Origin of the sequence: Actinokineospora globicatena, assembly GCF_024171945.1 — a bacterium.
Taxonomy (GTDB): domain Bacteria; phylum Actinomycetota; class Actinomycetes; order Mycobacteriales; family Pseudonocardiaceae; genus Actinokineospora; species Actinokineospora globicatena.
Map to the genome: position 1 here is coordinate 1,022,297 of NZ_JAMTCR010000003.1, position 22,846 is coordinate 1,045,142.

The 22,846-nt window shown below is 70.3% G+C and carries 13 protein-coding genes; 6 read left to right on the top strand and 7 right to left on the bottom strand.

Features of this window, described 5'->3' with window-relative positions; genetic code table 11:
* The first annotated feature begins 31 nt into the window (after positions 1 to 31).
* Positions 32 to 1,984, top strand: a complete 1,953-nt coding sequence (locus tag LV79_RS17975; protein ID WP_253838198.1) for a P-loop ATPase, Sll1717 family — start codon at positions 32 to 34, stop codon at positions 1,982 to 1,984.
* Between the two features lie 831 nt (positions 1,985 to 2,815).
* Positions 2,816 to 3,142 (top strand): hypothetical protein, encoded by a 327-nt coding sequence (locus LV79_RS17980; RefSeq protein ID WP_253838199.1) that lies wholly within the window; start codon positions 2,816 to 2,818, stop codon positions 3,140 to 3,142.
* Between the two features lie 177 nt (positions 3,143 to 3,319).
* On the opposite strand, the gene LV79_RS17985 is transcribed toward LV79_RS17980, so the two are convergent.
* A complete protein-coding gene (locus tag LV79_RS17985; protein WP_253838201.1) occupies positions 3,320 to 3,760 on the bottom strand; it encodes a hypothetical protein in 441 nt (146 codons plus the stop codon).
* Positions 3,761 to 3,940: 180 nt separating this feature from the next.
* Here LV79_RS17985 and LV79_RS17990 point away from each other — a divergent pair, with 180 nt between their 5' ends.
* The gene (locus LV79_RS17990; RefSeq protein ID WP_253838203.1) at positions 3,941 to 7,615 is read left to right on the top strand and encodes an nSTAND1 domain-containing NTPase; all 3,675 of its coding nucleotides are present in this window, start codon (positions 3,941 to 3,943) and stop codon (positions 7,613 to 7,615) included.
* A gap of 55 nt (positions 7,616 to 7,670) precedes the next feature.
* Positions 7,671 to 8,063 (top strand): hypothetical protein, encoded by a 393-nt coding sequence (locus tag LV79_RS17995; RefSeq protein WP_253838205.1) that lies wholly within the window; start codon positions 7,671 to 7,673, stop codon positions 8,061 to 8,063.
* Between the two features lie 377 nt (positions 8,064 to 8,440).
* On the opposite strand, the gene LV79_RS18000 is transcribed toward LV79_RS17995, so the two are convergent.
* From LV79_RS18000 to LV79_RS18010, 3 genes are all read right to left on the bottom strand, one after another.
* Positions 8,441 to 9,016 (bottom strand): transposase family protein, encoded by a 576-nt coding sequence (locus tag LV79_RS18000; RefSeq protein WP_253838207.1) that lies wholly within the window; start codon positions 9,014 to 9,016, stop codon positions 8,441 to 8,443.
* 304 nt (positions 9,017 to 9,320) lie between these two features.
* Positions 9,321 to 9,707, bottom strand: coding sequence for a hypothetical protein (locus LV79_RS18005; RefSeq protein ID WP_253838208.1), 387 nt, complete (start codon positions 9,705 to 9,707; stop codon positions 9,321 to 9,323).
* Between the two features lie 83 nt (positions 9,708 to 9,790).
* The gene (locus tag LV79_RS18010) at positions 9,791 to 10,567 is read right to left on the bottom strand and encodes an AfsR/SARP family transcriptional regulator (protein ID WP_253838210.1); all 777 of its coding nucleotides are present in this window, start codon (positions 10,565 to 10,567) and stop codon (positions 9,791 to 9,793) included.
* 167 nt (positions 10,568 to 10,734) lie between these two features.
* On the opposite strand from LV79_RS18010, the gene LV79_RS18015 reads away from it, so the two are divergent.
* Complete coding sequence (locus LV79_RS18015) at positions 10,735 to 13,581, top strand: nSTAND1 domain-containing NTPase (protein ID WP_253838212.1); 2,847 nt, start codon at positions 10,735 to 10,737, stop codon at positions 13,579 to 13,581.
* Positions 13,582 to 13,957: 376 nt separating this feature from the next.
* Here LV79_RS18015 and LV79_RS18020 read toward each other — a convergent pair whose 3' ends face one another.
* Both LV79_RS18020 and LV79_RS18025 read right to left on the bottom strand, forming a co-directional pair.
* Positions 13,958 to 14,593: a CHAP domain-containing protein gene (locus LV79_RS18020; protein ID WP_253838214.1), complete on the bottom strand. Its 636-nt coding sequence runs from the start codon at positions 14,591 to 14,593 to the stop codon at positions 13,958 to 13,960.
* A gap of 127 nt (positions 14,594 to 14,720) precedes the next feature.
* The gene (locus LV79_RS18025) at positions 14,721 to 17,621 is read right to left on the bottom strand and encodes an AfsR/SARP family transcriptional regulator (protein WP_253838216.1); all 2,901 of its coding nucleotides are present in this window, start codon (positions 17,619 to 17,621) and stop codon (positions 14,721 to 14,723) included.
* Positions 17,622 to 17,770: 149 nt separating this feature from the next.
* Between LV79_RS18025 and LV79_RS18030 the strand changes: the two genes are divergently transcribed.
* Entirely contained in the window at positions 17,771 to 19,810 is a 2,040-nt protein-coding gene (locus tag LV79_RS18030) for a phospholipase A2 (RefSeq protein WP_253838218.1), read from the top strand.
* A gap of 119 nt (positions 19,811 to 19,929) precedes the next feature.
* On the opposite strand, the gene LV79_RS18035 is transcribed toward LV79_RS18030, so the two are convergent.
* Entirely contained in the window at positions 19,930 to 22,668 is a 2,739-nt protein-coding gene (locus tag LV79_RS18035) for an AfsR/SARP family transcriptional regulator (RefSeq protein WP_253838220.1), read from the bottom strand.
* Between the last annotated feature and the right edge of the window lie 178 nt (positions 22,669 to 22,846).

Sequence of the window (22,846 nt, forward strand, 5' to 3'; positions counted from 1 at the left end):
ACTCCCGGCGAACCGATGTAGATCACGGGACATGGTCTGCAGGGTGGAGGCGGGTCTGCTGGACGAGGTCGATCTGCTGGTCGCACATGTTCGCGCCGGACGCGGTGATGCGGTCGGTGCACTGGCCCCCACTACCGCGTTCGTGGGCGCGCTGATCCTGTCCGCGCTGGGTGATGACCCTGCCGTTCTGCGGCTTGTCCAAGAGGTGCGCGAGCAGGGCCGCGCCTCGGAGCGGACCCGGTGGCGAGCACAGCTCGCGGTGGACGACCGAGCGGAACACGATGCTGACTTCGCCACCACGTTGAACCGATCCATGTCGGAGGCAGGGGCGAGCCCGATGACCGCGAGCGTCCAGGGCACGCACTCGGCCGCGCTCGACCGGCAGCGAGCCGAACGCGTGCTCGGACTGAGTGCTGTGAACTCCGCCGGAATGGGCCTGGTCGAGCAGGTGGACATAGTCACCCCGCTGTACTTCGGCAGGGACGACGCCGAGCACGACATCGCCGACGGGCTGCTGCGCCAGGGTTTTCTGCACACGACCGCGTTCGCAGAAGCGTTTTCCGGTCGCAAGAGCCTGATCATCGGGCGCAAGGGTTCGGGTAAGAGCGCTATCTGCATGCGCCTGGCAATGGGCGACCTGACCGACGGCCACACCCGCCTGATCACCCCGGACAACGCTGCAGGCGACGAGCTCCGCCGTTTTGAGCTGGCCGGTCTCACAAGCGCCGCAGCGAAGTCGCTGCTGTGGCGCTACGTGTTCGCCACCCACGCGGCGCGGTTCCTGATCGTGCACGCCAGGAGGCATCGGGGTCGCCGTTCGCCGTCGATCAAGGCGCTTCGCCGGTTTCTCCAGGACAACGGCGAGACCTCAGAAGACCAGTTCCTCGATCGGGTCGTGCGGGCGAGCCGAGGGCTCAAGGCGTCCTTGTCGTTCGAGGCGCTCGGCGCCAAAGTCGCCGTTGACACCGGCGACACCACGGCCGGGGTGCGGGTATCGAGGCAGTTGGAGGTGTTGGAAGCCGCAGTCAGGCGGGCCAGTGACGACCTGGGGTGCGTGGGTTCACATGGACCGCTCATGCTGCTGGTCGACCAGTTGGAGCAGACGTGGTCCGATGACGCCGTCAGCATCGACCTCGTCACCGGGCTGCTCATGGCGAGCAAGCACTGCTCGCTGGTCTTCGGCTCCGCGGTGCGCTGCGTCGTGTTCCTGCGCTCAGACGTCTACGACTCGCTGACCTTCAGCGACGCGGACAAGTTCCACAGCGACGAGCTGCGCATCGACTGGACGGGGGAACAGTTGGGGGACCTCGCCCTGGCGCGCGCGTCCGCGTCGCTGGGCCGCAGGTTGACCCGTGCGGAGCTGTGGGGCGAGGTCTTCCCGGTTCAAGTCGCAGGCCAGCCGACTGAGGAGTACCTGGTCGCACGGATGCTGCCCCGCCCGCGCGACGCGATCCAGTTCCTCAACCTCTGCCGGGACACAGCCCACGCGCGGGGGCACCGACGCGTCGAGGAGGCCGACGTCCTGGACGCCACCCTGGGCTTCTCCAAGTGGAAGCGCTTGGACCTGGCCAAGGAGTACGGGATCAGCTTCCCGTTCCTCGACCGCCTGCTGATCCTGTTCCACAACATGGGGTATGTGGTGACCCGCGCGGCGTTCGCTGTGAGGTTCGAATTGGTGAAGAACCTGCTGCCCAAGGAGTACCCGGCGCACACGGCATTGTTCGATCCGGACATAGCCATCGAATTGCTGTACCGGGTCGGGTTCCTCGGTGTCCGCCGAGGCGGCGGGGTGGAGTACGCGAGCCGATCGACGGCGCCCATCCAGCCGCATGAGTCAGAGTTCCACATCCACCTGTGCTTCCGCCCCGCGCTCAACGCGCACGAACAGGAGGTGGCACCGGTGCACAACGTGATGACCGGGCGCCACACAGGGACCGCCATCCAGGTGGGCCACCTTCACGGTGGACTCCACGCTCGCGAATAGTCAATCGCCAGCAGCTCGACGACCATGACCCCTTGCGATCACACGGGGGCTAATCTGGGCTACCCGCCACGCAGGTCAGACGCATCGCGCGGAGTTCTGGAACCCCACAGGCCAACGCGCCAGCCACGCTGCGTTTGGATCGGGCGTGGGTCCGGTCCACGACCAGCTTGACGGGGGACGACCACCGAGGAACCTGCTGATCACGGATGTGATCGTCTCGTTCGCTGCGGGACGGGTTCAGGGTGAGGGTCGGGTCCGGTCGCCTGAGTGGTCCGTGCACGGTCGAGGTGCGACCCCACGGCCAAGCGTTCCCTGGTGCTCAAACACTCCGCCAGGTGGTGCTCGTCGCCACACGCGCGCACGAACACAGCGAGCAACTCCGACCGTGGTCGGGTGTCACGGCGCAGCATGTTCGCGGCTGCGCTGCGCGGCAGTGAGTTTGAGCAACCTCAGCGGAGTGGAGAACTCTGCGGCGTTCCGAGCGGAACCGGGTCGAAGAGGGTCTTGATTCACCACTCCATCGGGGTGGATCAGCAGCAAGCCAGGGAATCGCCCGTCCGGGCACTGTCCGGACGGCCGGACAAAGGCCGCTGACCAGCCACGGTGCTCCGCCTCCGTCCGGGACGCCCCAAACACCTGGCAATACGCGCTCCGCCTTGTCAAGCTGGAACAGCCCACCCGGTGCGACACCCGAGCAGAGGCTTCTACCTCGCCGGAAGAATATCCCTGAGCAACCGCGCGCAGGTCTCAATCATGTAGGCGGAACCCGACGATGGGGTGTTCTGTCGGCACCGATTCAACGGACAGCAATGGGGTGAAAGGACGGATGAGATGAAAATCAAGGCAGTCCTGATCAGCGCCATGGTCGCCGGTGCGGCCTTCCTAGGGGTGTCGGGAACGGCGGTCGCCGCACCGACGACGGCAGGCACGTCGGTCACGACCGCGTCGACCGACGGGTTCGGCCCCTCGTGCACCAAGGGCAAGAACCTGACGAACGGCTGGGGCCAGTGCACGACCAAGGGCAGCTACAAGTGGAGGGTGCGTGTCTGGTGCACCCTCGGCGGGAGCGGCGAGAGCAGCGTCGTCCAGGGTGCTACCAGGACGAACGCCTACTGCAGCTGGGGCAACGTCGAGCAGGTGGAGCTGGTGTTCCTGTGACGGTGCCGGTGACCCGGTGACGAAGTGCTGCGGGCGTTCGGGGCCGTCTCGAGCGCCCGCAGCACCGTGCGGGTCGTGGGGCCGGTTCGGCGCAACACGATCGACCTCCGACCGACATCCGTGCAGGAGGAGAAGCCGGTGACCGACTCCATCCACTGCTAGGCAGCGCTCAACGACCTAACCGGGTCGTCGCACTGGTGGTGTGCCGGGTCCGGCGGGCACGCGGGTGAACCGGAGACGCATGGCGAGGACCAAGGCCAGCGCGGCGCACAGCAGCACCCAGATGGGCGGGACCTCGGTCGGTGTGTGCGAGGCGGTGGCTGGAGATCCCTGTCGGGCAGACAGTTCCACGATCCGGTGGCGCGCGGAGAGCCACCGGCCCACCTCGTCGTCGCACCCGCACGCCCGGACGAACGCGCACAGCAGGTCCGGGCGCGGCAGGCGGTCGTTCGCGATGACGGAGGCCAGGGTGCTGCGCGCGAGGTAGTCACCCCGGCGCGCGGCCTCCCTCTCCAGGTCCCGGTAGGTCAAGCCGGAACGCAGTTTCAGTCGTCGCATCATCTCCGCGAACTCGGCCGTGTTCCTCGCCGAGCCGGGATCGGACATCGTCGGACCCATGAGTGCCCCTTCCACCCGCGGATCGGCGGCCCACCACTGCGGGGACGCGCCGATGACACGAGGCCACGCCCTCGGTCCGCTCCGGTGTACTGCGATCGGGTTGTTCGGTGTCGGGACGTGGCGCCGAACAAACGGACGCAGAACAATGTCGGCGAGACCGGGTTGCAGGGGGCGAACACCATGCCGCGACACGAACGTCCGCTCGACGCGGGCGACGACGCGGTGGTGCGGTTCGCGGCGGACCTGCGTCTGCTCCGCTTGGCGGCGGGCAGTCCGACCTACCGCGAACTGGCCGCACGTGTGCACTTCTCCGTCACCACGTTGTCGAGTGCGGCCAACGGGCGACGGCTGCCGAGCTTGGCGGTGACGCTGGCCTACGTGCGCGGATGCGCGGGCGACACCGCCGAGTGGGAACGGCGCTGGCACCGGGTGGCCCTCGAGCAGGCCATGACCGCCAGACCCGTCGATCCGCCGCTCGACGGTCCCACACCGTATGTGGGGCTGGCCGCCTACCAGCCTGAGGACGCCGAGCGGTTCCACGGCCGGGAGCGGGTCGTCGAACAGTTGCTCGACCGAGTGGGAAGACAGCGCTTCGTCGCGTTGTTCGGCGCGTCCGGCGCGGGCAAGTCGTCGTTGCTGCGCGCGGGCCTGGTGCCGCGCTGGCAGGCAGCCGAACCGGACCGGCACGTCGTGCTGTTCACCCCGGGACCGCACCCGCTGGACGAGGCGGCGGCCCGTCTGGCGAGCCCGACCGGCCTGGCCCGCCACGACCTGGTGCGGGTCGCGTCGACCCATCTGCCGGGCAACGCCGAGCTGCTCCTGGTGGTCGACCAGTTCGAGGAGGTCTTCACCCTCTGCCTCGACGACACCGAGCGCGCCCGCTTCGTCGAACTCCTGCTCACCGCCGCACGCACGCCCGATGGCCGGTGCCGCGTAGTGCTGGGTGTCCGCGCCGACTTCTACGCCCACTGCACCCGGTACCCCGACCTCGTCGACGCGCTCGAGGACGCCCAGGTGGCCGTCGGACCGATGACCAACGACGAGCTGCGCCAGGCGATCGTCCGTCCCGCGGTCGACGCCGGGTTCGTCCTCGAAGGCGCGCTGGTCGCTGAACTGCTCGCCCAGTCAGCGGGCAACGCCGGTGCGTTGCCGCTGTTGTCGCACGCGCTGCTGGAGACCTGGCACCGACGACGTGGGAACACACTGACCCTGGCGGGCTTCCACGCGGCGGGCGGCATCGACGGCGCGCTCGCCCGCTCCGCGGAATCGGCGTTCGCCTGCTTGTCACCCGGCGCGCGGCAGTCGGCGCGCGCGTTGTTCCTGCGGCTCACCGCGCTGGGCGACGGCACCGCGGACACCAAACGCCGCGTCGTCCGGTCGGAACTGACCGACGACACCGCCGAGGTGCTCGCCGCGCTCGCCGAACGCAGGTTGATCACAGTCTCCGCCGAGGCGGTCGAGATCGCCCACGAGGCCCTCATCCACGCGTGGCCCCGGCTGCGCGACTGGCTCGCCGCGGACCGCGAAGGGCAGCGCACGCACCGCGCGACGACCCGCGCCGCCCAGGAGTGGGAGGTGCTGGACCGCGATCCCGGCGCGCTGTACCGAGGGGTGCGGCTGTCGGCCGCCCTCGAGTGGGCGCGCCGGGCAGAGGGACAGCTCAACCCCGTCGAACGGGCATTCCTGGCGGCGAGTTCGGACCAGCAGGCGGGGGAACGGGCGGCAGCGGCGCGGCGGACCCGGCAGTCCCGGTACGTGATGGCGGCGCTGGCCGTGCTGGTGACCATCACCACCGTCATCGGCGTGGTGGCCGCCGTCCAGCGTGCGGACGCGGTGCGCGCGCGTCAGGCCGCGGTCTCCCGCCAACTCGCGACCCGTGCGCTGGCGCTGGCCCACTCCGACCCCATCACGGCGAAACTCCTCAGCGTCGAAGCGAACCGGGCCGCGTCGACGATCGAGGCACGGAGCGCGCTGATCAGCTTGTCGGCGTACCGGCACCTGCGCACGGACGTCGAGCGCCACGCCCAGGCCGTGTCCGGGGTCGCCTTCACCCCGGACGGCACGGTGGTCAGCGCGAGCCAGGACCAGACCCTGTCCCTGTGGCGCGGGGACGACCGGGGTCGAACCGCCACCCTGAGAGGTCACCACACGTGGATCCGCGCCCTCGCGGTGAACTCCGCGGGCACGCTGGCGGCCACCGGTGGTGACGACCGGCGCGTCGTCCTGTGGGACCTGAGGGCACGGACCGTGCTGCGGGAGTTCACCGGCAGCGGCGACATCGTCCGCGTGCTGAAGTTCAGCCCCGACGGCGGTCTCCTGGCAGGCGCGGGGAACGATCTCCAGGTGCGGCTGTGGGACGTGCCGAGCGGACGACTTGTCGCCACCCTGACCGGCCACACCGCGTCGGTCGCCGGTCTCGCGTTCAGCCCGGACGGCGCGACCCTCGCCAGCTCGGCCGACGACCGCACGATCCGGTTGTGGGACGTCACCCGGCAGACCCCGGTGGCAACACTGACCGGACACACAGACGGTGTGCGGGCGGTGGAGTTCAGCCCGGACGGGCACACCCTCGCGTCCACCGGTGACGACACCACGGTCGCGCTGTGGGACGTGCCGACCCGTACCCGCACCGCCGTGCTGGCCGACCACACCCTCGGGGTGTACACCCTCGCGTTCAGCGCGGACGGCCGCACCCTCGTCTCGGCGGGCAGCGACGCCGTCATCAGGTTGTGGGACACCACCCTCCGCACCCCGCGCGGCCGCCTTGCCGGACACCGGCTCAACCTGTACTCCGTCGCCTTCAGCCCGACCGAGTCGAACCTCCTCGCGGTGGGCGGCGAGAACGGGCGGATCAGCCTGTGGGACACGGCGGTGGCACCGATCGCGAACGGGTCCACGGTCAACGACGTCGCGTTCACGCCGGACGGGCGGCGGCTGGCGACCGCGGGGGTGGGCGGGACCACGCTGTGGGACATGGCGTCACGCACGCCCGCGCGACGTCTCGCCGAGCCGGACAGAGTGGTCAACTCGGTGGTGCCGGGCGGGGACGGCACGGTGGTGACCGGTGTCGAGTCCGCCCACGACCCCTACGACCCGGCTGCCAACGGCGTTGTGGTGTGGCAGCCGCGCGAGCCACTCGCCGGACACGGGGCCGCGGTCGTCGACGTGGCGACGAGTCCTGACGGGCGTACCGCGGCGTCGGCGAGCATCGACCACACGGCCATCCTCTGGGACGTTCCCACGCGTACCCGCCTGGCGACATTCGACGTCGAAGCGGTCGTCACCGGCGTCGCGTTCAGCCCGAACGGCCAGACCCTGGCCACCGCCGACCACGACAACCACCTCGTGACGCTGTGGGACGTCGGTTCGCACAGCCGCCGCACCACGTTCACCGGCCACACCGGGTGGGTGCGGTCACTGGCGTTCAGCCCGGACGGCACGCTGCTCGCGTCGGCGAGCACCGACCAGACGGTGATCGTGTGGGACGTCGCGACCGGCACGCGGGTGGCCACCCTCCCCGGTCACGCCGATGCCCCGTTCACCGGTGTCGCTTTCAGCCCCGATGGGAGCACTCTCGCCTACACGGGCAACGACAACACCATCAGGCTGTGGAACGTGCGCGAACGCGCGATCGCGGCCCGTCTCAGCGGCCGCACGTCCACCGTGCGGTCGTTGGCGTTCAGCCCGGACGGCACGACGCTGGCCGCCGCCGCCGACGACACGACGACTCTGTGGGACCTGGACCCCGACCGGACCGCGCGGGAGATCTGCGCCAACCTGTCGCACGGCCTGACCGCGGCCCAGTGGGCCGAACACCTACCGGAGACCACGCCCCACGAGACCTGCCCGAGGTGACCCCGAGTACGCGGCAGCTCGAATCAGGTCACGTGTCACACAAGGGGAGGAAGCAGTGAGCAGGGAGAAAAGAAGGCTTCGAGCCTTGGTGCTGGGACTCACGATCGGGGCGCTCATGCTCGTTGCGCCGATGACGGCCCAGGCGGACGTACCTCGGGTGGGCATCGGCGTGCTCGGCGGATGTGCACCGGACGAGTGGTACGCGTGCGGCAAGCTCGGCAACTCGTCAGCTATCCGGGTGAAGTACACCCTTGATTGGGGCGACAAGGAGGGCGCCGCCGGCTGGGTCTACCCAGGCCAGATGAGAGGCGGATACGGCGTCGACGTGGACGGCTTCTACGTCGGGTCCTGCGGCCTCTACACCGACTACGGGTACCTCCCCGCGAACTCCGGCTGGCACAAGATCTTCGACTACACCTACATCGACGTCTACGGCTCGTGGTGTTGACCGGTCAACGCCGTGGTGGACCGCCCTCTGAGCTGCTTCCACCAGAGTACGTAATTCGCACAGGCGCACCGCGCCTGCGTACTGGAGCAGAAATGCTCCAACGGCCATGAACTGCGTTCAATTGCCCGGGACATACGCGTGCTGACCTGCCGAAATCGGATTCCGACAGGTCAACACGATATGCCATACATAGAGGGCTATTCAGAGCGGGCGTAGAAGGAGAGTCCGATGACCGCTGTGATGGTGGTGGCGAAGGTGTTGCAGGGGCGTCGGTAGTCGGTGTGGAGTATTCGCCAGGTTGTGAGGTGGGCGATGGCTCGTTCGACGGCGACGCGGATCTTGTTGTGCCGGAAGTTGTAGTCTTTCTGCCATCGTGGTTATTCACGTTTGCGGGGTTTGTGGAACGGGATGAGCATGTCGCTGCCGATGTAGCCTTTGTCGGCGAGCCAGGAGGTGGTGTCCCGGCCTTCCAGGATTCCTGATTGCTTGAGGCAGTGGAAGTCGTGGTGGCGGCCTTCGAAGGGGCTCGATACCCACGCGAGTGATCCGTCGAGTGTGCAGGCGACCTGGACGTTGACCCCGGTTCTCCGGTGTCGCTTCGAGTGCAGACCGGGTTGCGATGCCCATGACCAGCAGGGCAACAGGGTTCCATCGATGATGTGGCGCCGTTGGTCGTCCACGTCGTCGACCGCGGGGATGTGGTCGGCGAGAACGCTGCCCAACAGGGGTGTGACCGCGGCGATCGCTCGGCTGATCGTGGATTGCGAGACCCCGAAGGTCTCCGCCAACTCCGCCTGCACACGATGTCGTCGTAAATAAGTCAGCGTGACGACCAGCGAGGTGAACAAGCCTAACACCGGCGGCCACGGCCGCCGACCACCACCGACCTGCTGGTGAATCGCGGCACTGAGGTTCTCGAGGGAATCGCGTGCAAGGTCGGTGGTATGATACATGCAGGCGGTCCGTCTGGTGAGGTTCTTTGGTGTGGTAACCAGATTCTCTCAAACGGACCGCCGCCTATTTCACCTCCCCCCACCCTGGCGATCATCCAACCGCTGGCGGACGGCGTCCTGAATAAGCCTCATAGTTCACCCCGAAGCGGTCACTGGTTAGATCCGCCCATCGCGGTGCTCAGGGAGGCTTGCTCGAACGCGGCGATGAACGACTACCTCGTCACGCTCCACGGGCAGCGCGCCGAGCGGCAGTGCGTCGCAGCTGGAGCGGACCGCGAGGTGGTGGGGAGTCGGGGGTGGTTCGCTAGCAGCGTTCGGTTGAGCCGCCGACCTTCTGGTTCGGCTTCGGCTTCAGGTTGCCGCTGTAGATCCAGCCTGCGACGGGTTGGCCGACCACGCGGACCCACGTCCAGCTGTTGCCCTCGCTGTTGATGACGTAGCAGTGGTAGTGCAGCCGGACGCCCGAGCTGACGGTTCCGTCGATGGCGCAGCCCGCGTAGGGCCCGGCAGCGCGCACCGGCGCGCTCGATCCCTTCACCCCGCCGTTGTTGTACGTGTCGCGGGCCTTGTGGGAGTGCTGCTTGCACGCCAGGGGGCTGCCCGCCGTCTGCCCGGCTGCGGGCAGCTGGCCGACCCCGGCCAGAACGGACCCCACCGCCACCACGGCCGGGATGATCGCACGTGCTCTCACGGAGAACCTCCTCTTCCGCGCACCTCGCCTCGATCCGGCGGGTGCTGATGACCTCCACTGTCGCGAGCCGGTCTTGGACCGAACTAGGACAAACCTCGGACCGGCACCGCAGACCGGTCAGCGCGGTCGAAGCCCCGGAGGAGTGTCTGGAACGCGTGGTGGACGGCCTCGCCCGGGTTGGTGCCGAGGTGGTCGACGAGGCGGCGGCAGAGGTCGCGGTGGATGGTGAACGCGTCGGCGGTGCGGCCGACGCTGTGCAGGGCGAGCATCAGGTGCGCGGCGACCTGCTCGTCGAAGGGGTGCGCGCGGACGCGGGCGAACAGGTCAGCGACGACCTCGCCGCCGCGGCCGAGCCTCAGGACGGCGTCGGTGCGGGCCGTCTCCACGAGGTACCGCCGTTGGTGCACCAGTTCCCGCGCCGCCTCGAACCACGGGGTGTCCAGCCCCTCGAACGCGCGGGAGCCGTGCCAGGTGCCCAGTGCCTCGTCGCTCAGCTCGACCAGCCGGGGATCCCCGGTCTCCCGGCGCACCGCCGTCGCCAGGTGCTCGAACCGGCGCAGGTCGACGATGTCCGGCGCCGCGACGAGGGTGTAGCAGCCCGGGGCGCGTTCGAGCCGCACCTCGCGGACATCGGCCAGGACGCGGCGCAGTCGGTGGACGTAGCCGTACAGGGCTCCGCGCGGCTCACGGGGTAAGGCGTCGCCCCAGACGCGGGTGGCCAACTGTTCGTAGCTCACGGGTCTGTTCGCGTCGACGGCCAAGGCGGCGAGGACACACCGCTGGCGGGTGTGGCCCACGGCGCGGCGACGACCGTCGACGAGCAGTTCGACGGCGCCGAGCAAACGGATCTGGACGTGCATCGGTGTTCCCCCTGGTGTCGGCGAGTTCGAGGCAGGCCACCGGGTTCTCCCGCCACAAGGCGGTTTCGCGCCACTGGCCGCTGTCAGCTCGTGTGTAGCGTGCGCGGCGTTGTTCAGGATCCGGCGCACTCCGCTGGACAACGCGACGTGAACAGGGGGAACGGGGCGTGCCGCGACAGGAACGTCCCGTGGAAGCGGGCGACCCGGTGCTCGTCGACTTCGCCGAGGCCCTGCGCGAGCTGCGCCGACAGGCCGGTTCCCCGACGTACCGCCAACTCAGCACACGGGCGCACTACTCGATCGCCGCGCTGTCCGATGCGGCTGCCGGGCGGCGGTTGCCCACTCTGACCGTCACCCTCGCCTACGTCCGCGCCTGCGGCGGCGACGCGCGGGCATGGGAACAGCGGTGGCGGCAGGCGGACGCGGAACTCGGGCGACCGGTGGCTCAGGAGGACACGACCGTCCCGTACCGGGGGCTGTTCGCCTTCCACGAGGGCGACGCCGAGGTGTTCTTCGGACGGGACCGGGCCGTCGGGGAAATCCGCACGCGCCTGAGCGAACGGCACTTCGTCGGGGTGTTCGGCGCGTCCGGCGCGGGCAAGACGTCGGTGCTGCGGGCGGGTGTCGCGGCTCGCTGGCCTGGTCCGGTCGCGGTGCTCGCCCCCGGCGCCAACCCGGTCGAGGAGTGCGCGATCCACGTCGCCGAGCTCGTCGGGCGATCAACGGTGGAGGTGCACGAGCAGCTGCGCGCGGACCCGGCGAACCTGGCCCTGCTGCTCGCGCCGACGACAGGCCTGCTGCTGCTCGTCGACCAGTTCGAGGAGCTGTTCACCCTCTGCGACAACGCCGAGGAGCGCACCTGGTTCATCGAGGCGCTGGTCGCGGTCGCGGGCCGGGCGCACGTGCTGCTCGGGGTGCGCGCCGACTTCTACGGGCACTGCGCGGAGCACGAGCCGCTCGTGGAAGCCCTGCGGGACGGCCAGGTACTGCTCGGCAGGCTGACCACCGAGGAGCTGCACCAGGCCATCGTCGGACCCGCCACGGCACGGGGCCACCGCCTGGAGTCCGAGCTGGTGACCCGCCTCGTCGCCGACGCCGCCGGTCGCGCCGGGGTGCTGCCGATGCTGTCGCACGCCCTGTTCGAGACCTGGCAGCGCAGGCGCGGCATCACCCTGGGCCTCGAGGGCTACACCGCCGCCGGAGGCATCGACCACGCCATCGCCCGCACCGCCGAGGCGGTCTACTCCGAACTGGACGAGCACGGGCAGAACATCGCCAAGGCCACGTGCACCCGGCTCGTGGCCCTCGGCGACGGCGACGACACCAAACGCCGCGTCCCGCACGACGAGTGGGATCACGACCCGACGACCACCGCCGTCCTGCACACCCTCGCCGCCGCTCGCCTCATCACCATCGACCACGACGGCGTCGAGCCCGCGCACGAGGCCCTGATCACCCACTGGCCGCGCCTGCGCGCCTGGCTCGCCGAGGACCGCGACACCCTCCGCGTCCACCGCCACCTCGTCGACGCGACCCGGGTCTGGCAGGACCTCGACCACGATCCCACCGCGCTCTACCGGGGCACCCTGCTCACCCGGGCCCGGGAGCTGGTCACGACCCACCCCACCCTCGTCACCTCCACCCAGCGCGACTTCCTGGGGGCGGCGCACACCGCGAGCAAGAGCACCCGCCGCCGACGAGGTCTGAGCGCCTTCGCCCTGGTCGCGTTGGTCGCGGTCCTCGCCGCGGTCGGCCTCTACGCCGTGCGCACCTCTCGCGACAACGAGCGCCGCGTGACCGAGGCCGTGATCGGTCAGGCCATGGCCCAGGCGCGTTTGCTGCGGTCCACCAACCCCTCCCTCGCGGGTCAGGTGGCACTTGCCGCGTATCGCCTATTGCCCAACCCGGACTTGCGCGGCGGCCTGTTCGACGTGGTCTCCTCGTTCAACCGGGCCAACGAGTCCGGCAGCCTCAACGACACGAACCAGGCGTTGTTCCACCCGGGCGGCCGCTACCTCTACACCGCGTCCCGCGGCGCGCTCAAGGTCCACGACTCCAACGGAACCCCCACACCCAGGTTCTCCCACGTCGTGCCGAACCTCGCCCCGATCAGCCGCATGGCCATCGACCGGACAGGACAGACGCTGGCGGTCAAAGCGGTCCAGGGGCCGGTGCACCTGCTGGATGTGACGGATCCCAGCAGGCCGCAGGTGGTCGCGACCGTACCGTCGACAGACTCGGCCGCGCCCTACTTCAGCCCCGTGGAGCCGATCCTGGTGCTCGCCCAGAGCTCGACCACGACCATCACCTTCCAGCCGGTCTTCAACCGCACGATCCGCGTTCTGGACGTGCGAGATCCCGCTCACCCGGTCGAACGGGCCCGAGTCGCCACAGAGGAAGACGTGGTCGGGTTCGACCACGACGGCGACTTGGTCACGCTCAGCCCAGAATCAGGCGTCCACTTGTGGGACTTCACCGATCCGGCTCGTCCGTACCGGCAATCGTCGTCTCCGGACACCCGGCATGTGCCGTACGCCATGTTCTCCCCGACCGCGCCGATTGCCGTCTCGATCGACACCGGCGCCGCGGTTGTCTCTGGCGGCACGGACGGTTCCACCCGCCTGTGGGACACCACGGATCCCCTACGCCCCCGCGCGGCCGGTGACATCCCCGGCCTGGTCGCGATGGCGCTGTCCCCCGACAACCGGTTCATCGCCGTGGCCAACCGGGACACGGTGCAGGTCTGGGACATCGGCGACCGCGACAACCCGGTGGAGTACGCGGTCCACAATGCTTCGAACTTCACCTTCGGAACGGTGAGCTTCACCGCCGACAGCAAGGCCCTCGCGATCCTGACCAACAACAACTCTGGTCTCCTGTGGCCCGCCGACATCTCCACCGCGGCCAGTTGGGTCTGCCAGCGCGCACTCCACCCCATCACCCTGGCGGACTGGTCGCGCTACTTCCCCAACATCGACTTCGCCGACCCGTGCGCACAGCAGGGACACCCATAGCCGCGCCGAGCCGGTGGTGTTCGCTGCTGGCGACCCCCAGCACGCCGGCAGCGAACACCTCGTCAGCGCTTCGGCGTCTCACCGGTCCCACAGGCAGGTGTGGCGGTGGGTGACTCCTGGTAAGGGTCCATCTGGCTTCTCCCCTGGTGACCGTGCCGCCCTGTGCGGGCACGAGGTCAACTGTGGGGGTCGGCGCTGATCTGGATCTTGACCGAATCTGTCGCGCCGACTTGATCCTGCCGCGCCGCGTCGGCACCGCTGGAGGACGTGGCCGAGGTCGCCCACCTCCACGCGCACCAGGGAAGCGCCGCCCACACGCCGATCACGCCCCGGCACACGCGGTGCCGGGACGTGATCGTTCGAGGCGCGGGTTGGGTCAGGCGACGGGGGCGGTGTAGCCCGAGACGGTGCCACTGGGCTTGCCGAGCGGGAGCTCGTGGACCCGGTCGGTCTTCGGGCCGCTGTTGCCGGATATCACGGTGATCTTGCCGCCGCTCACCTTGGTGACGATCCCGACGTGCGATGCCCAGGTGCCGTTGGCGTTGAGGTTGTAGACGACGGCGTCACCCGGCTTGACGCCGGTGGTGCTGGAGCCGCTGTTCCAGGTGCGGTGCGCCTTGCCGTAGGAGTAGAGGCTGGCGGCCGCGGGGGTGATGCCCGAGACGTTCACCCCCGCCTCCTTCCACACGAACTCCAGGAAGTCCGCGCACCACGCCTCGGCGCGCCACCCGTTGGCGCACTTGGTGCCGCTGCCGATCTTGCCGCTGTAGTAGTTGCAGTTGGTGCCCACCTCCTTGTTGTGGCTGGTGGCCGCCAGTTCCCGCTGGGCGATCTTGACGATCTTCTCGCGCAGCGCCGCCGCCTGGAGCTGCTCGGCGGAGGCCACCTCGGTGGTGGTGTGCACCCCGATCCGGGTGCCCGGGTTCGGTGACGCCTCGGCGGCACCGATCACGCCGACGCCGATCGAGGCCACGGTGGCCGCGACAACCAGCACACGTGTGACTAGGGACATGACTCGCTCTCCTTCGCTCGAGTGAGCGGTTGTTCCCAACCGCACGAACAGCTTCTCCGAGCGTTCTTGGACAAACCTTGGGAGCGTCGTGGATCCCCGCCAACGTCCACAGTGGATATCGCAGGGCCTACCCGTCGAGTGAGCGCGCCTCGCGGAACGCGGCCTGGGCCGCCCGCGGGTCCACCGCGAGATAGGCCTGCCCCAGGCTGGTCAACGCGGCCACCTGGAAAGATCGCCACCCCCGCGTACGCCACAGCGCCACGGACTCTTCCAGGTACGGCACGGCCGCCACCGGATTGCCCCCAGCCAGCTCGATATCACCGAGCAGGGTCAACGCCTCGGCCACGTGGTGGGTCATCCGGTGCGCGCGGCTGAGCGCGACCGCCGACTCCGCCGCGTCCCTCGCCCCCGGATCCGACCGCCGCAGGCGCAACCGGGCGACCGCGAGCAGCGTGAGCACCTCGGTGTAGTCATCACCGTGCCGCCGGGAGATCGCCAGGGACTCGGACAGCAACCGGGCGCTGGCGTCGAGTTCGCCGAGTTCGCGGTAGCCGATGCCGCAGAACTGCAGCGCGGTGGCCTCGGCACGGGGGTTGCCCAGCTCGCGCGCAGCGGTCAGGGCGGCCTCGGCATGGGTGATCGCCTCGGGCAGGGCTCGCCGGTCGAAGCAGGCCACCGCCAACGCCAGCAGGGCACGCACCTGGCCACCCCGGTGCCCGGTCCCCCGCGCCAGCTCCAACGCCCGGTGTGCGAGCTCCTCGGCCTCGGCGTGCGACCCAGTCGCGGCGAGCGCCCACGTGCACATCACCGCGGCATCGGCCATGCCCGGCTCGTGACCGAGAGCGGTGAACAACTCGAGCAGCCCGAACGCCTCATCGCGCGCCCTGGTCATGGCGTCCACGTCCCGCCCGTCGGTGATCCAGGTGGTGACGTCGGCGAGGCCCCGGCGCATCACCGCCTCCCCGAGCCGGTTGCCGGTGCGGACGCACAGGTCCAGCACCTGGGTCTCCAGGTCCGCCCAGTCGGTGTACATACCGCGCAGGTCGAAGTACTTCTCCAGGGCACCGGCCAGGTCGAACGCGAGTTCGTCGAGGTCGAGCGCGCACGCCTGCCGCACGGCGGCCACCAGCGCACCCCGCTCGGCGTCGAACCACGCGGTGGGCTCGCCGGAGGTCTGGGCAGGCAACTGGTCGTCCACCGGGCGCGTGGCGGTACCGGAGATCGGCGCGTAGCAGGGGCCGGGCACGTGCGGGGCCATCCGCTCGGCCAGTGCCAGCCACCCGCCCAGGCCACGGGCCAGGGTCGCCGTCCGGTCCGCCGCGCTGTCCTCGGCCAGTGACCGCTCGACCGCGAACAACCGCACCAGGTCGTGGAACCGGTACCGGTACTGGCCAGCCGGGTCGACCCGTGAGAGGCCCAGCAGTTGGGCGTCGACCAGGGCCTCAGCGCACTCGGTCGCCTCGGCCAGCGAGCACTCGAGCGCCGTGGCGGCCAGCCAGGCCGGGAAGTCCGGGGCGTGGAAGAGGCCGAGCAGCCGGAACAGGCGCCTGCGGCGGCCGTCGAGCTCGCGGTAGCTGAGCTCCAACGACGCCCGGACCGCGAGGTCGCCGGTGGCCAGTTGGTCGAGCCGTCGCCGCTCGTCGGCGAGCAGGTCCGCCAGGTGCGCCAGCCGCCACGTCGGTCGAGCGGCCAGCCGAGCGCCCGCGACCCGCACCGCCAAGGGCAGCGAGCCGCAGCGCCGCACGATCCGAGTAGCGGCCTCGGCTTCCTCGTCGACCCTCGCCTCCCCGACGATGCCCGCCAGCAGCCGCACCGCGTCGGTCCGGTCGAACGCGCCCAGCTCGACCCGGCGCGCCCCCGCGATCCCGCTGAGCGGATCTCGGCTGGTCACCAGGGCGGGACTGCCCGATCCCGGCAACAGCGGGCGCACTTGCTCGGCGCTGACCGCGTTGTCCAGCAGCACCAACACCTTCCGATCGCGCAGCAACGCCCGATAGGCCTCGGCCCGCTCGACCTCCTCGACCGGGACCGCCCGCGCGGGCATGCCAAGGGCACGCAAGAACCGGGCAAGCACGTCGGTGGCGGGCACGGGCTGCTCGTCGGCGCCGCGCAAGGTCGCGGAGAGGCACCCTTCCGGGAAGCTGTCCGCCATCAGGTGCGCGACGTGCAGTGCGAGCGCGGTCTTGCCCACCCCGCCCATGCCGACGACGACGGTGACCGGGGTGGCGCCTGCCAGCAACGCGCGCAAGTCCGCTACCTGCGTGGCGCGTCCGGTGAAGTCGGGTACGTCCGGTGGCAGCATCGCCGGTGGACGCGCGGACGCGGGCGGCGGACTCGTGCGCTCGCCTGGTCGACGTGGGGCGAGGTCCGGGTCGCCGCGCAGGACGCGCGCGTGCAGGTGGACCAACTCCGGTCCTGGGTCCACCCCCAGCTCGTCGGCCAACCGGGCCCTGGTGCGGGTGAAGCAGGCGAGCGCGGCGGCTGTCTGGCCCTGGAGGTAGAGGGCGAGCATCAGCTGCCCGGCCACCCGCTCGTCGAGGGGCTCGGCGGCAGCGCGGTCGGCGAGTTCGGGCACCAGCTCGGCATGCCTGCCCTGCGCCAGCCGGGCGTCGACCAGGTCGGCCGCGGCGGCGTGCCGTTCGCGCAGCAGCGACTCGCGCAGCGCGTTGAACCACGGGCTGTCGATCGTGCCGAACGGTTCGCCGTGCCACAGCTCCAGCGCCTCGGCGAGCAGGTCGGCCTTGGCGTCACTACGGGCCAGGGCGATCAGGTGCCGGAACCGGTGCAGGTCCACGGAGTCCGGTTCGACCTCGGCGGTGTACCCGCTGGAGCCGCGCTCGATCCGGGCACCGGTGTCGGCGAGGCTCTGCCGCAGCCGCGAGACGTAGCTGTACAGCGTGGTGGTCGCGCTGTGCGGTGCCTGCTCCCCCCACACCCGGCACACCAGGTGCTCCACCGGGACAGGTTTGCCCGCGTCCACGAGCAGCGCGGCGAGCACCCGCACCTGGCGCGCGTGCCCCAGTCGCACCGGACCCCGCGGCCCCCATGCCCGAACCGGTCCCAGGAGGCCGAAGGTGACCGGCGCCCACCTGGGGTTTCCAGGTTTGTTCAAGGTTCCCCCACACCGCGGCGCGCAGTCTCGTCCCCGACGGGCACCGGCCCGGGGGGAGGATCACCTTGCTGCCGCACGAGAAAGTGACACTGCTGGACACACCGAGCCGCTCCGGCCCACCCGCGCCGTGCCTGCCCAGGACCTGGATCGGCGTGCTGGTTCTTGTGCTGCTCGGCGCGCTGGTCTTCGCACTGCCCGCCGACGAACGGGTAGCGCACGCGGCGGACCAGTTCCGCGCCGAGTTGCCGTTGCTGGACGACACCGACGTCAACAGCTCGTTCGACGGCGCCGACCCGGGTGGCCCGTACCTCAAGGCCGGGACCGAGACCGACGGTGAACGCGCCCGCACGTACTTGCGGTTCGACACCCGCGGGCTGCGCGCACCGCTCAAAGCGGAACTGCGGATCACCAACGTCGACGCCCCCGGCTGCGGACCTGCCGTCGGCGCGGGCATCCAGGTGCGCCGGGTCACCGGTTTCTGGACCGCCGCGAGCCAGACCTGGACGCCGCAGCCGGACGGCACGACCGAGGACGCCGCGTCGAGCACCGAGGGGTCGCAGCAGGGTACGTGCGGCAGCGGCGTGATGACGTGGGACGTCACCGCGATCGTGGCGAGGTGGGCGACCGGGACTCCGAACCACGGCCTCGTCCTGCGCTCCCCCACCGAGACCGCGACCGCGAACCACCGGGTGTTCACCTCGTCGGAACACGAGGACGGCACGCGCCCGACCCTGACGATCACCACAGACACCCCGGTGGTCCCCGGCGAGGGCGACGACCCCGCGGACCCGGGTCCGTCGCCGAGCGACGCGTGGCCGGGGCACGCCGAGCCGGACACCGGGGTGTGGATCACCGGCGGTACCGACACCACCGAGGCGGGCCTGATCACCACCCGCAGCCACGCGGCGGGACAGCGGATCGACCAGACCCGGCGCAACGAGGCCGTGCTCGGTCCGCGATGGCGCCTCGAGCCCCTCGGTGGCTCGCTCGGCGACCGGCTCAAGGACTTCAGCGCCAACGGGTACCTGCAACTGGCCCGCAGCACGGGGACGGCGTCCACACGTTTCGTCGCCGACCCGGCCAGCCCTGGCACCTTCAAGGCCGAGGACGGCTCCATGGTGGTCCGTGGGCCTAGCGGAACCTTTCGGGAGAAGACCGCGACCGACCCGCCGACCGAACGGGTGTGGGCGCTGGTCAACGGTGAACTCCTGGTCACCGCTACCGGAACGGCTCAGGTGGGGATGAGCGCGGTCGGGTACGACGCCCAGGGCCGGTACGCGGTGCTCACCGCGCCCTGCGGGTGTGAGTCGCTGACCTTCGGCTACGCGACGACGACCACCGCGACAGCGAGCCGGTTCGGTGACGTGGCGGGCCAACTCGCCAGGATCACCCACGACCCAGCGGGCGACGCGCCACCGGTCGTCGTCAGCGAGTACGCCTACGACCAGGCCAAACGGCTGCGCGAGGTGCGCGACCTGCGTCAGGTGGACGGCAACGGGATCCTCACCAGTACCTACGGCTACGACAGCACGGGCAACCTCACGACGTTGTCCACACCCGTAGACGGCACGTGGGCCCTTACCTACGCGGCAGCGGGCAAGCTCGCCTCCGCCGCGCGCCCACCGGCCGTCTCGGCACTCCCGAGCCAGTGCAAGTACGCCTCGCAGTACCTGTGGGGCACCGACGGGTGTTGGGTGGGCCCGGTCCCGATGGCGTACGGCGGCAAGAAACTCCAACCGTCGTGGAAGCGGACACCCGGTCGCAAGGCGGTCGTGGGAGTCAACGACGACCACTGCACGACGTCGCCGGACCAGCCCCGCGGTTTCGACTTCCGCGCCGCCTGCGACATGCACGATTACGGCTACGGGATCATCTACCTGAAGACCCGCCAGTGGGACCGGTCCAGGAAGGGCGCGGTCGACGCCGTCTTCTTCACCACGCTGCGCGACTACACGTGCAACGCCTACCCCGTGCTCGCCCGCAACCCGAGCGCGCCGTACGGGATGTGGACGCCGCGCGCGACGTGCCGGGAGTTCGCGTTGTCCTACTACGCGGCGGTCTCGGCAACCGGAGGCCTGTCGATGAAGTACTGGTACCAGTACTGACCAGACCACCATGTCCCCTACGCCCCATCGGTACACGCCCCTCGTCCGTCACGACCAGGATCACCGCTGTGGCTGCGGTACATCTCGGGGAAACCTTGAATCGCCAGCGTGCGGCCTGTTCACCCCTCGTCGGTGGTCGCCAGCAGGACGGAGATCCGGTTGACGCCGTCCACGCGTCCCTGGGTGTCGTACATCCGGCGGGCCTCGCGCCACAACGACCGCGCACGGCGCAGATCGCCACCGGCGACGTGGTTGTCGGCCAGGCGTTCCAGGGTGTCGGCGTAGTCGTACATCGACCGCGTGCGGCCGAACAACGCCAAGGCGCGGCGGTAGTAGTCCCCGGCTCGGATGTGGTCACCTTCCAGGTGCGCGAGGTAGCCGAGACTGTCGAGGACACGGGCCTCCGCGTCGGCGTCTGCGTGGCGGCTGGCGAGCTCCAAGGCCGCCGCGCAGTGTTCCCGGGCGCGACCGAGGTCACCGACCTTGGCCGCGTACCAGCCCGCTTGGTTGAGGGCATGGGCTTGACGCATCTCGTTGCCCATCTCGCGCAGGATCGCAAGGGCGCTTTCGGCGTGCGAGAGAGCTCGCGCGTTGTCGCCCATGTCCTCGTGCACCGGCGCCAAGGCCTGGTGCGCGTTCGCCTGGGCCCGGCCGTTGCCCGACTCCAGGCTCACCTCCAACGCGTGGTCGAGCAACCGCAGGGCTTGCGCGCGGTTGCCGGTCCGGTTGTGCGCCGCACCGAGGCGCCAGGCCGACAACGCGCGGGCGTCGGCGTCACCGGCCAGCTCGGCCGCCCGCAGGGCCGCGCTCCAGACCCGCACCTGGTCCTCGCTGTGCACCTGGCGGCGTTGGAAGGTGTCCAGCCCCCACGCCACCCGCCAGACCGGCGCATGGCGGCCGAGGTCCACAGCCACGGCCTGGATCGCCATCAGGCCTGGGTACTCGGCGCTGAGCCAGGCCAGCGCTTCGTCCTCGTCGGCGAACCGCGTTGTCGAGTGGTTGGCGCCGAAGGGCAGTTCGTAGGGGTAGAGCACCGCCTCGGCCGCCAGGGCGGTGTCGACGTAGTAGTCCACGAGCCTGTTCAACGGCGCCCGCACGTCGCCGTGGTCCGCCTGCTCCGCGGCGAATCTGCGGACCAGGTCGTGCATCCGGTAGCGGCCCGGGGCGGGTTGACGAACCAGGTGCGCGGCTTCCGCGGGGCGCATGACCGCCCGGACACGCGACGCGGACGCCGCCAGCAGCGCGGCGATCGCGTCCACCCCGATGTCCGGCCCTGGCACCAGACCCAGCAGCGAGCAGGCTTCGACTGTGGCGACCGGCAGCGCACGCCACGAGGTCGAGAACACCGCGTGCAGACCGGAACTGGACTCGTCGGCGTCCCAGTCGCCGATGCCGTCGGCTTGGTGCAGTTCCTCGGCCAGCACGCGCAGCGGGAACGCGGGGTGGCTGGTCGCCCGCGCTGCCAGCAGCGCCAACGCGAGCGGAAGACCAGCGCACCAGTCGAGCAGGTCGGCGACAGCGTCGGGCTCGCCCCGGACCCGGCCGTCGGACATGTGACCCGCGAGCAGGTCGCGCGCTGTGCCGCGGTCGAGCACTTCGAGGGTCAGCACGGGGACGCCGTGCGAGGCGCTGAGGCCGGTGAGCCGGTTCCTGCTGGTGACCACCACCGAACTCGCGGAACCCCCGGGCAACAGCGGGCGCACGTGGTCGCTGTCGCGGGCGTTGTCCAACAGCACCAACACCCGCTTCTCGGCCACCACGCTGCGGAACAGGGCGAGCATGCTGTCGGTGTCGGCGGGCAACGCGGTGGACGGCACACCCATCGCGGCCAGGAAGCGCGACGCCACGGCCGCGGGCGGCACCGGTGTCCCTGTCGGGTCGAAACCCCGGAGGTCCGCGTACAGCTGGCCGTCGGGGAACGCGCTTGTGTTGCGGTGCGCCCAATGCAGGGCGAGCGTGGTCTTGCCGATGCCGCCGACCCCGACGATCGCCAGTGCGGATGCGCCGGGCGTCCCGATCAACGCTTTGTCGAGCTGCGCGAGTTCGTTGTGGCGGCCGACGAACAACCGCACCTCGGCCGGGAGTTGCCGGGGAAGCGGCCGCACGTCTGCGCTGGGTGACCCGGTGAGTTCTCCAGTGAGGATCTGGCGGTGCAGCTCGCGCAACTCGTGGCCGGGGTCGGCACCGAGTTCCTCGGCGAGCACCCGCCGGACGAACTCGAAGCGCTCCAACGCCTCGGCCTGCCGTCCGGCGCGGTAGAGCGCGAGGATCAGCTGGCAGGCGAGCTGCTCGTCGAGCGGGTGCGCGTCGGCGAGGTCCAGCAGCTCCGCGAGCAGGGTGTCGTGGTGCCCCTCGCGCAGGGCTATGTCATTGCGCCGCAGCAGGGCCGTCCACCGGTCCTGCTCCGCCACCCGGCGCACCGAGTCCGCCCACGGACCGTCGACGTCGTCGAGCGGGCGGCCGCGCCACAGACCGAGCGCCCGGTGCAACAGGTCCAGCGCTTCACGGTCGCCTGCCTGCCGCGAGCGGGCGACCAGGCGCCGGAACAGATACAGGTCAACGGACTCTTCGTCCACCTCCAAGACGTAGCCGCCACCACCGCGCCGAATCTCCGCACCTACCCCGGCGAGGGCCTGCCGCAGCCGGTGCAGATAGCCGTACAGGGTCCCCCGCGCCCGCGTCGGCGGACGCTCACCCCACACCCGCTCAATCAGCAGATCGACCGACACCGGCCGGTTCGGCTCCACCAGCAACGCCGCCAGCACACACCGCTGCCGCGCATGACCGACGTCGATCAACGCCGCACCGACCTGGACCCGGATGACCCCCAGGACCCCGAAGTTCGGCACCTCGCCCACAACCCACACGATCCAGCACCACCGCCAGTGGATCAAGGCCGATTCCAGCGTTACCTGGCCAAGGTTTCCCCAAGCAACCGATCAAACTACACCCGCGATAGTTCTCCCCTGTACCGCCGAGAGGGCGATACCACCACAAGGGGGACCGCAATGCACATCGTTGACCAACAGCAAGAAA

Bases quoted from the DNA above. Each gene is read 5' to 3' on its own strand.
- LV79_RS18000 (WP_253838207.1), bottom strand. From the start codon at position 9,016: ATGTATCATACCACCGACCTTGCACGCGATTCCCTCGAGAACCTCAGT.
- LV79_RS17990 (WP_253838203.1), top strand. From the start codon at position 3,941: ATGCCGCGACACGAACGTCCGCTCGACGCGGGCGACGACGCGGTGGTG.
- LV79_RS18010 (WP_253838210.1), bottom strand. From the start codon at position 10,567: ATGCACGTCCAGATCCGTTTGCTCGGCGCCGTCGAACTGCTCGTCGAC.
- LV79_RS17975 (WP_253838198.1), top strand. From the start codon at position 32: ATGGTCTGCAGGGTGGAGGCGGGTCTGCTGGACGAGGTCGATCTGCTG.
- LV79_RS17985 (WP_253838201.1), bottom strand. From the start codon at position 3,760: ATGGGTCCGACGATGTCCGATCCCGGCTCGGCGAGGAACACGGCCGAG.
- LV79_RS17980 (WP_253838199.1), top strand. From the start codon at position 2,816: ATGAAAATCAAGGCAGTCCTGATCAGCGCCATGGTCGCCGGTGCGGCC.
- LV79_RS18020 (WP_253838214.1), bottom strand. From the start codon at position 14,593: ATGTCCCTAGTCACACGTGTGCTGGTTGTCGCGGCCACCGTGGCCTCG.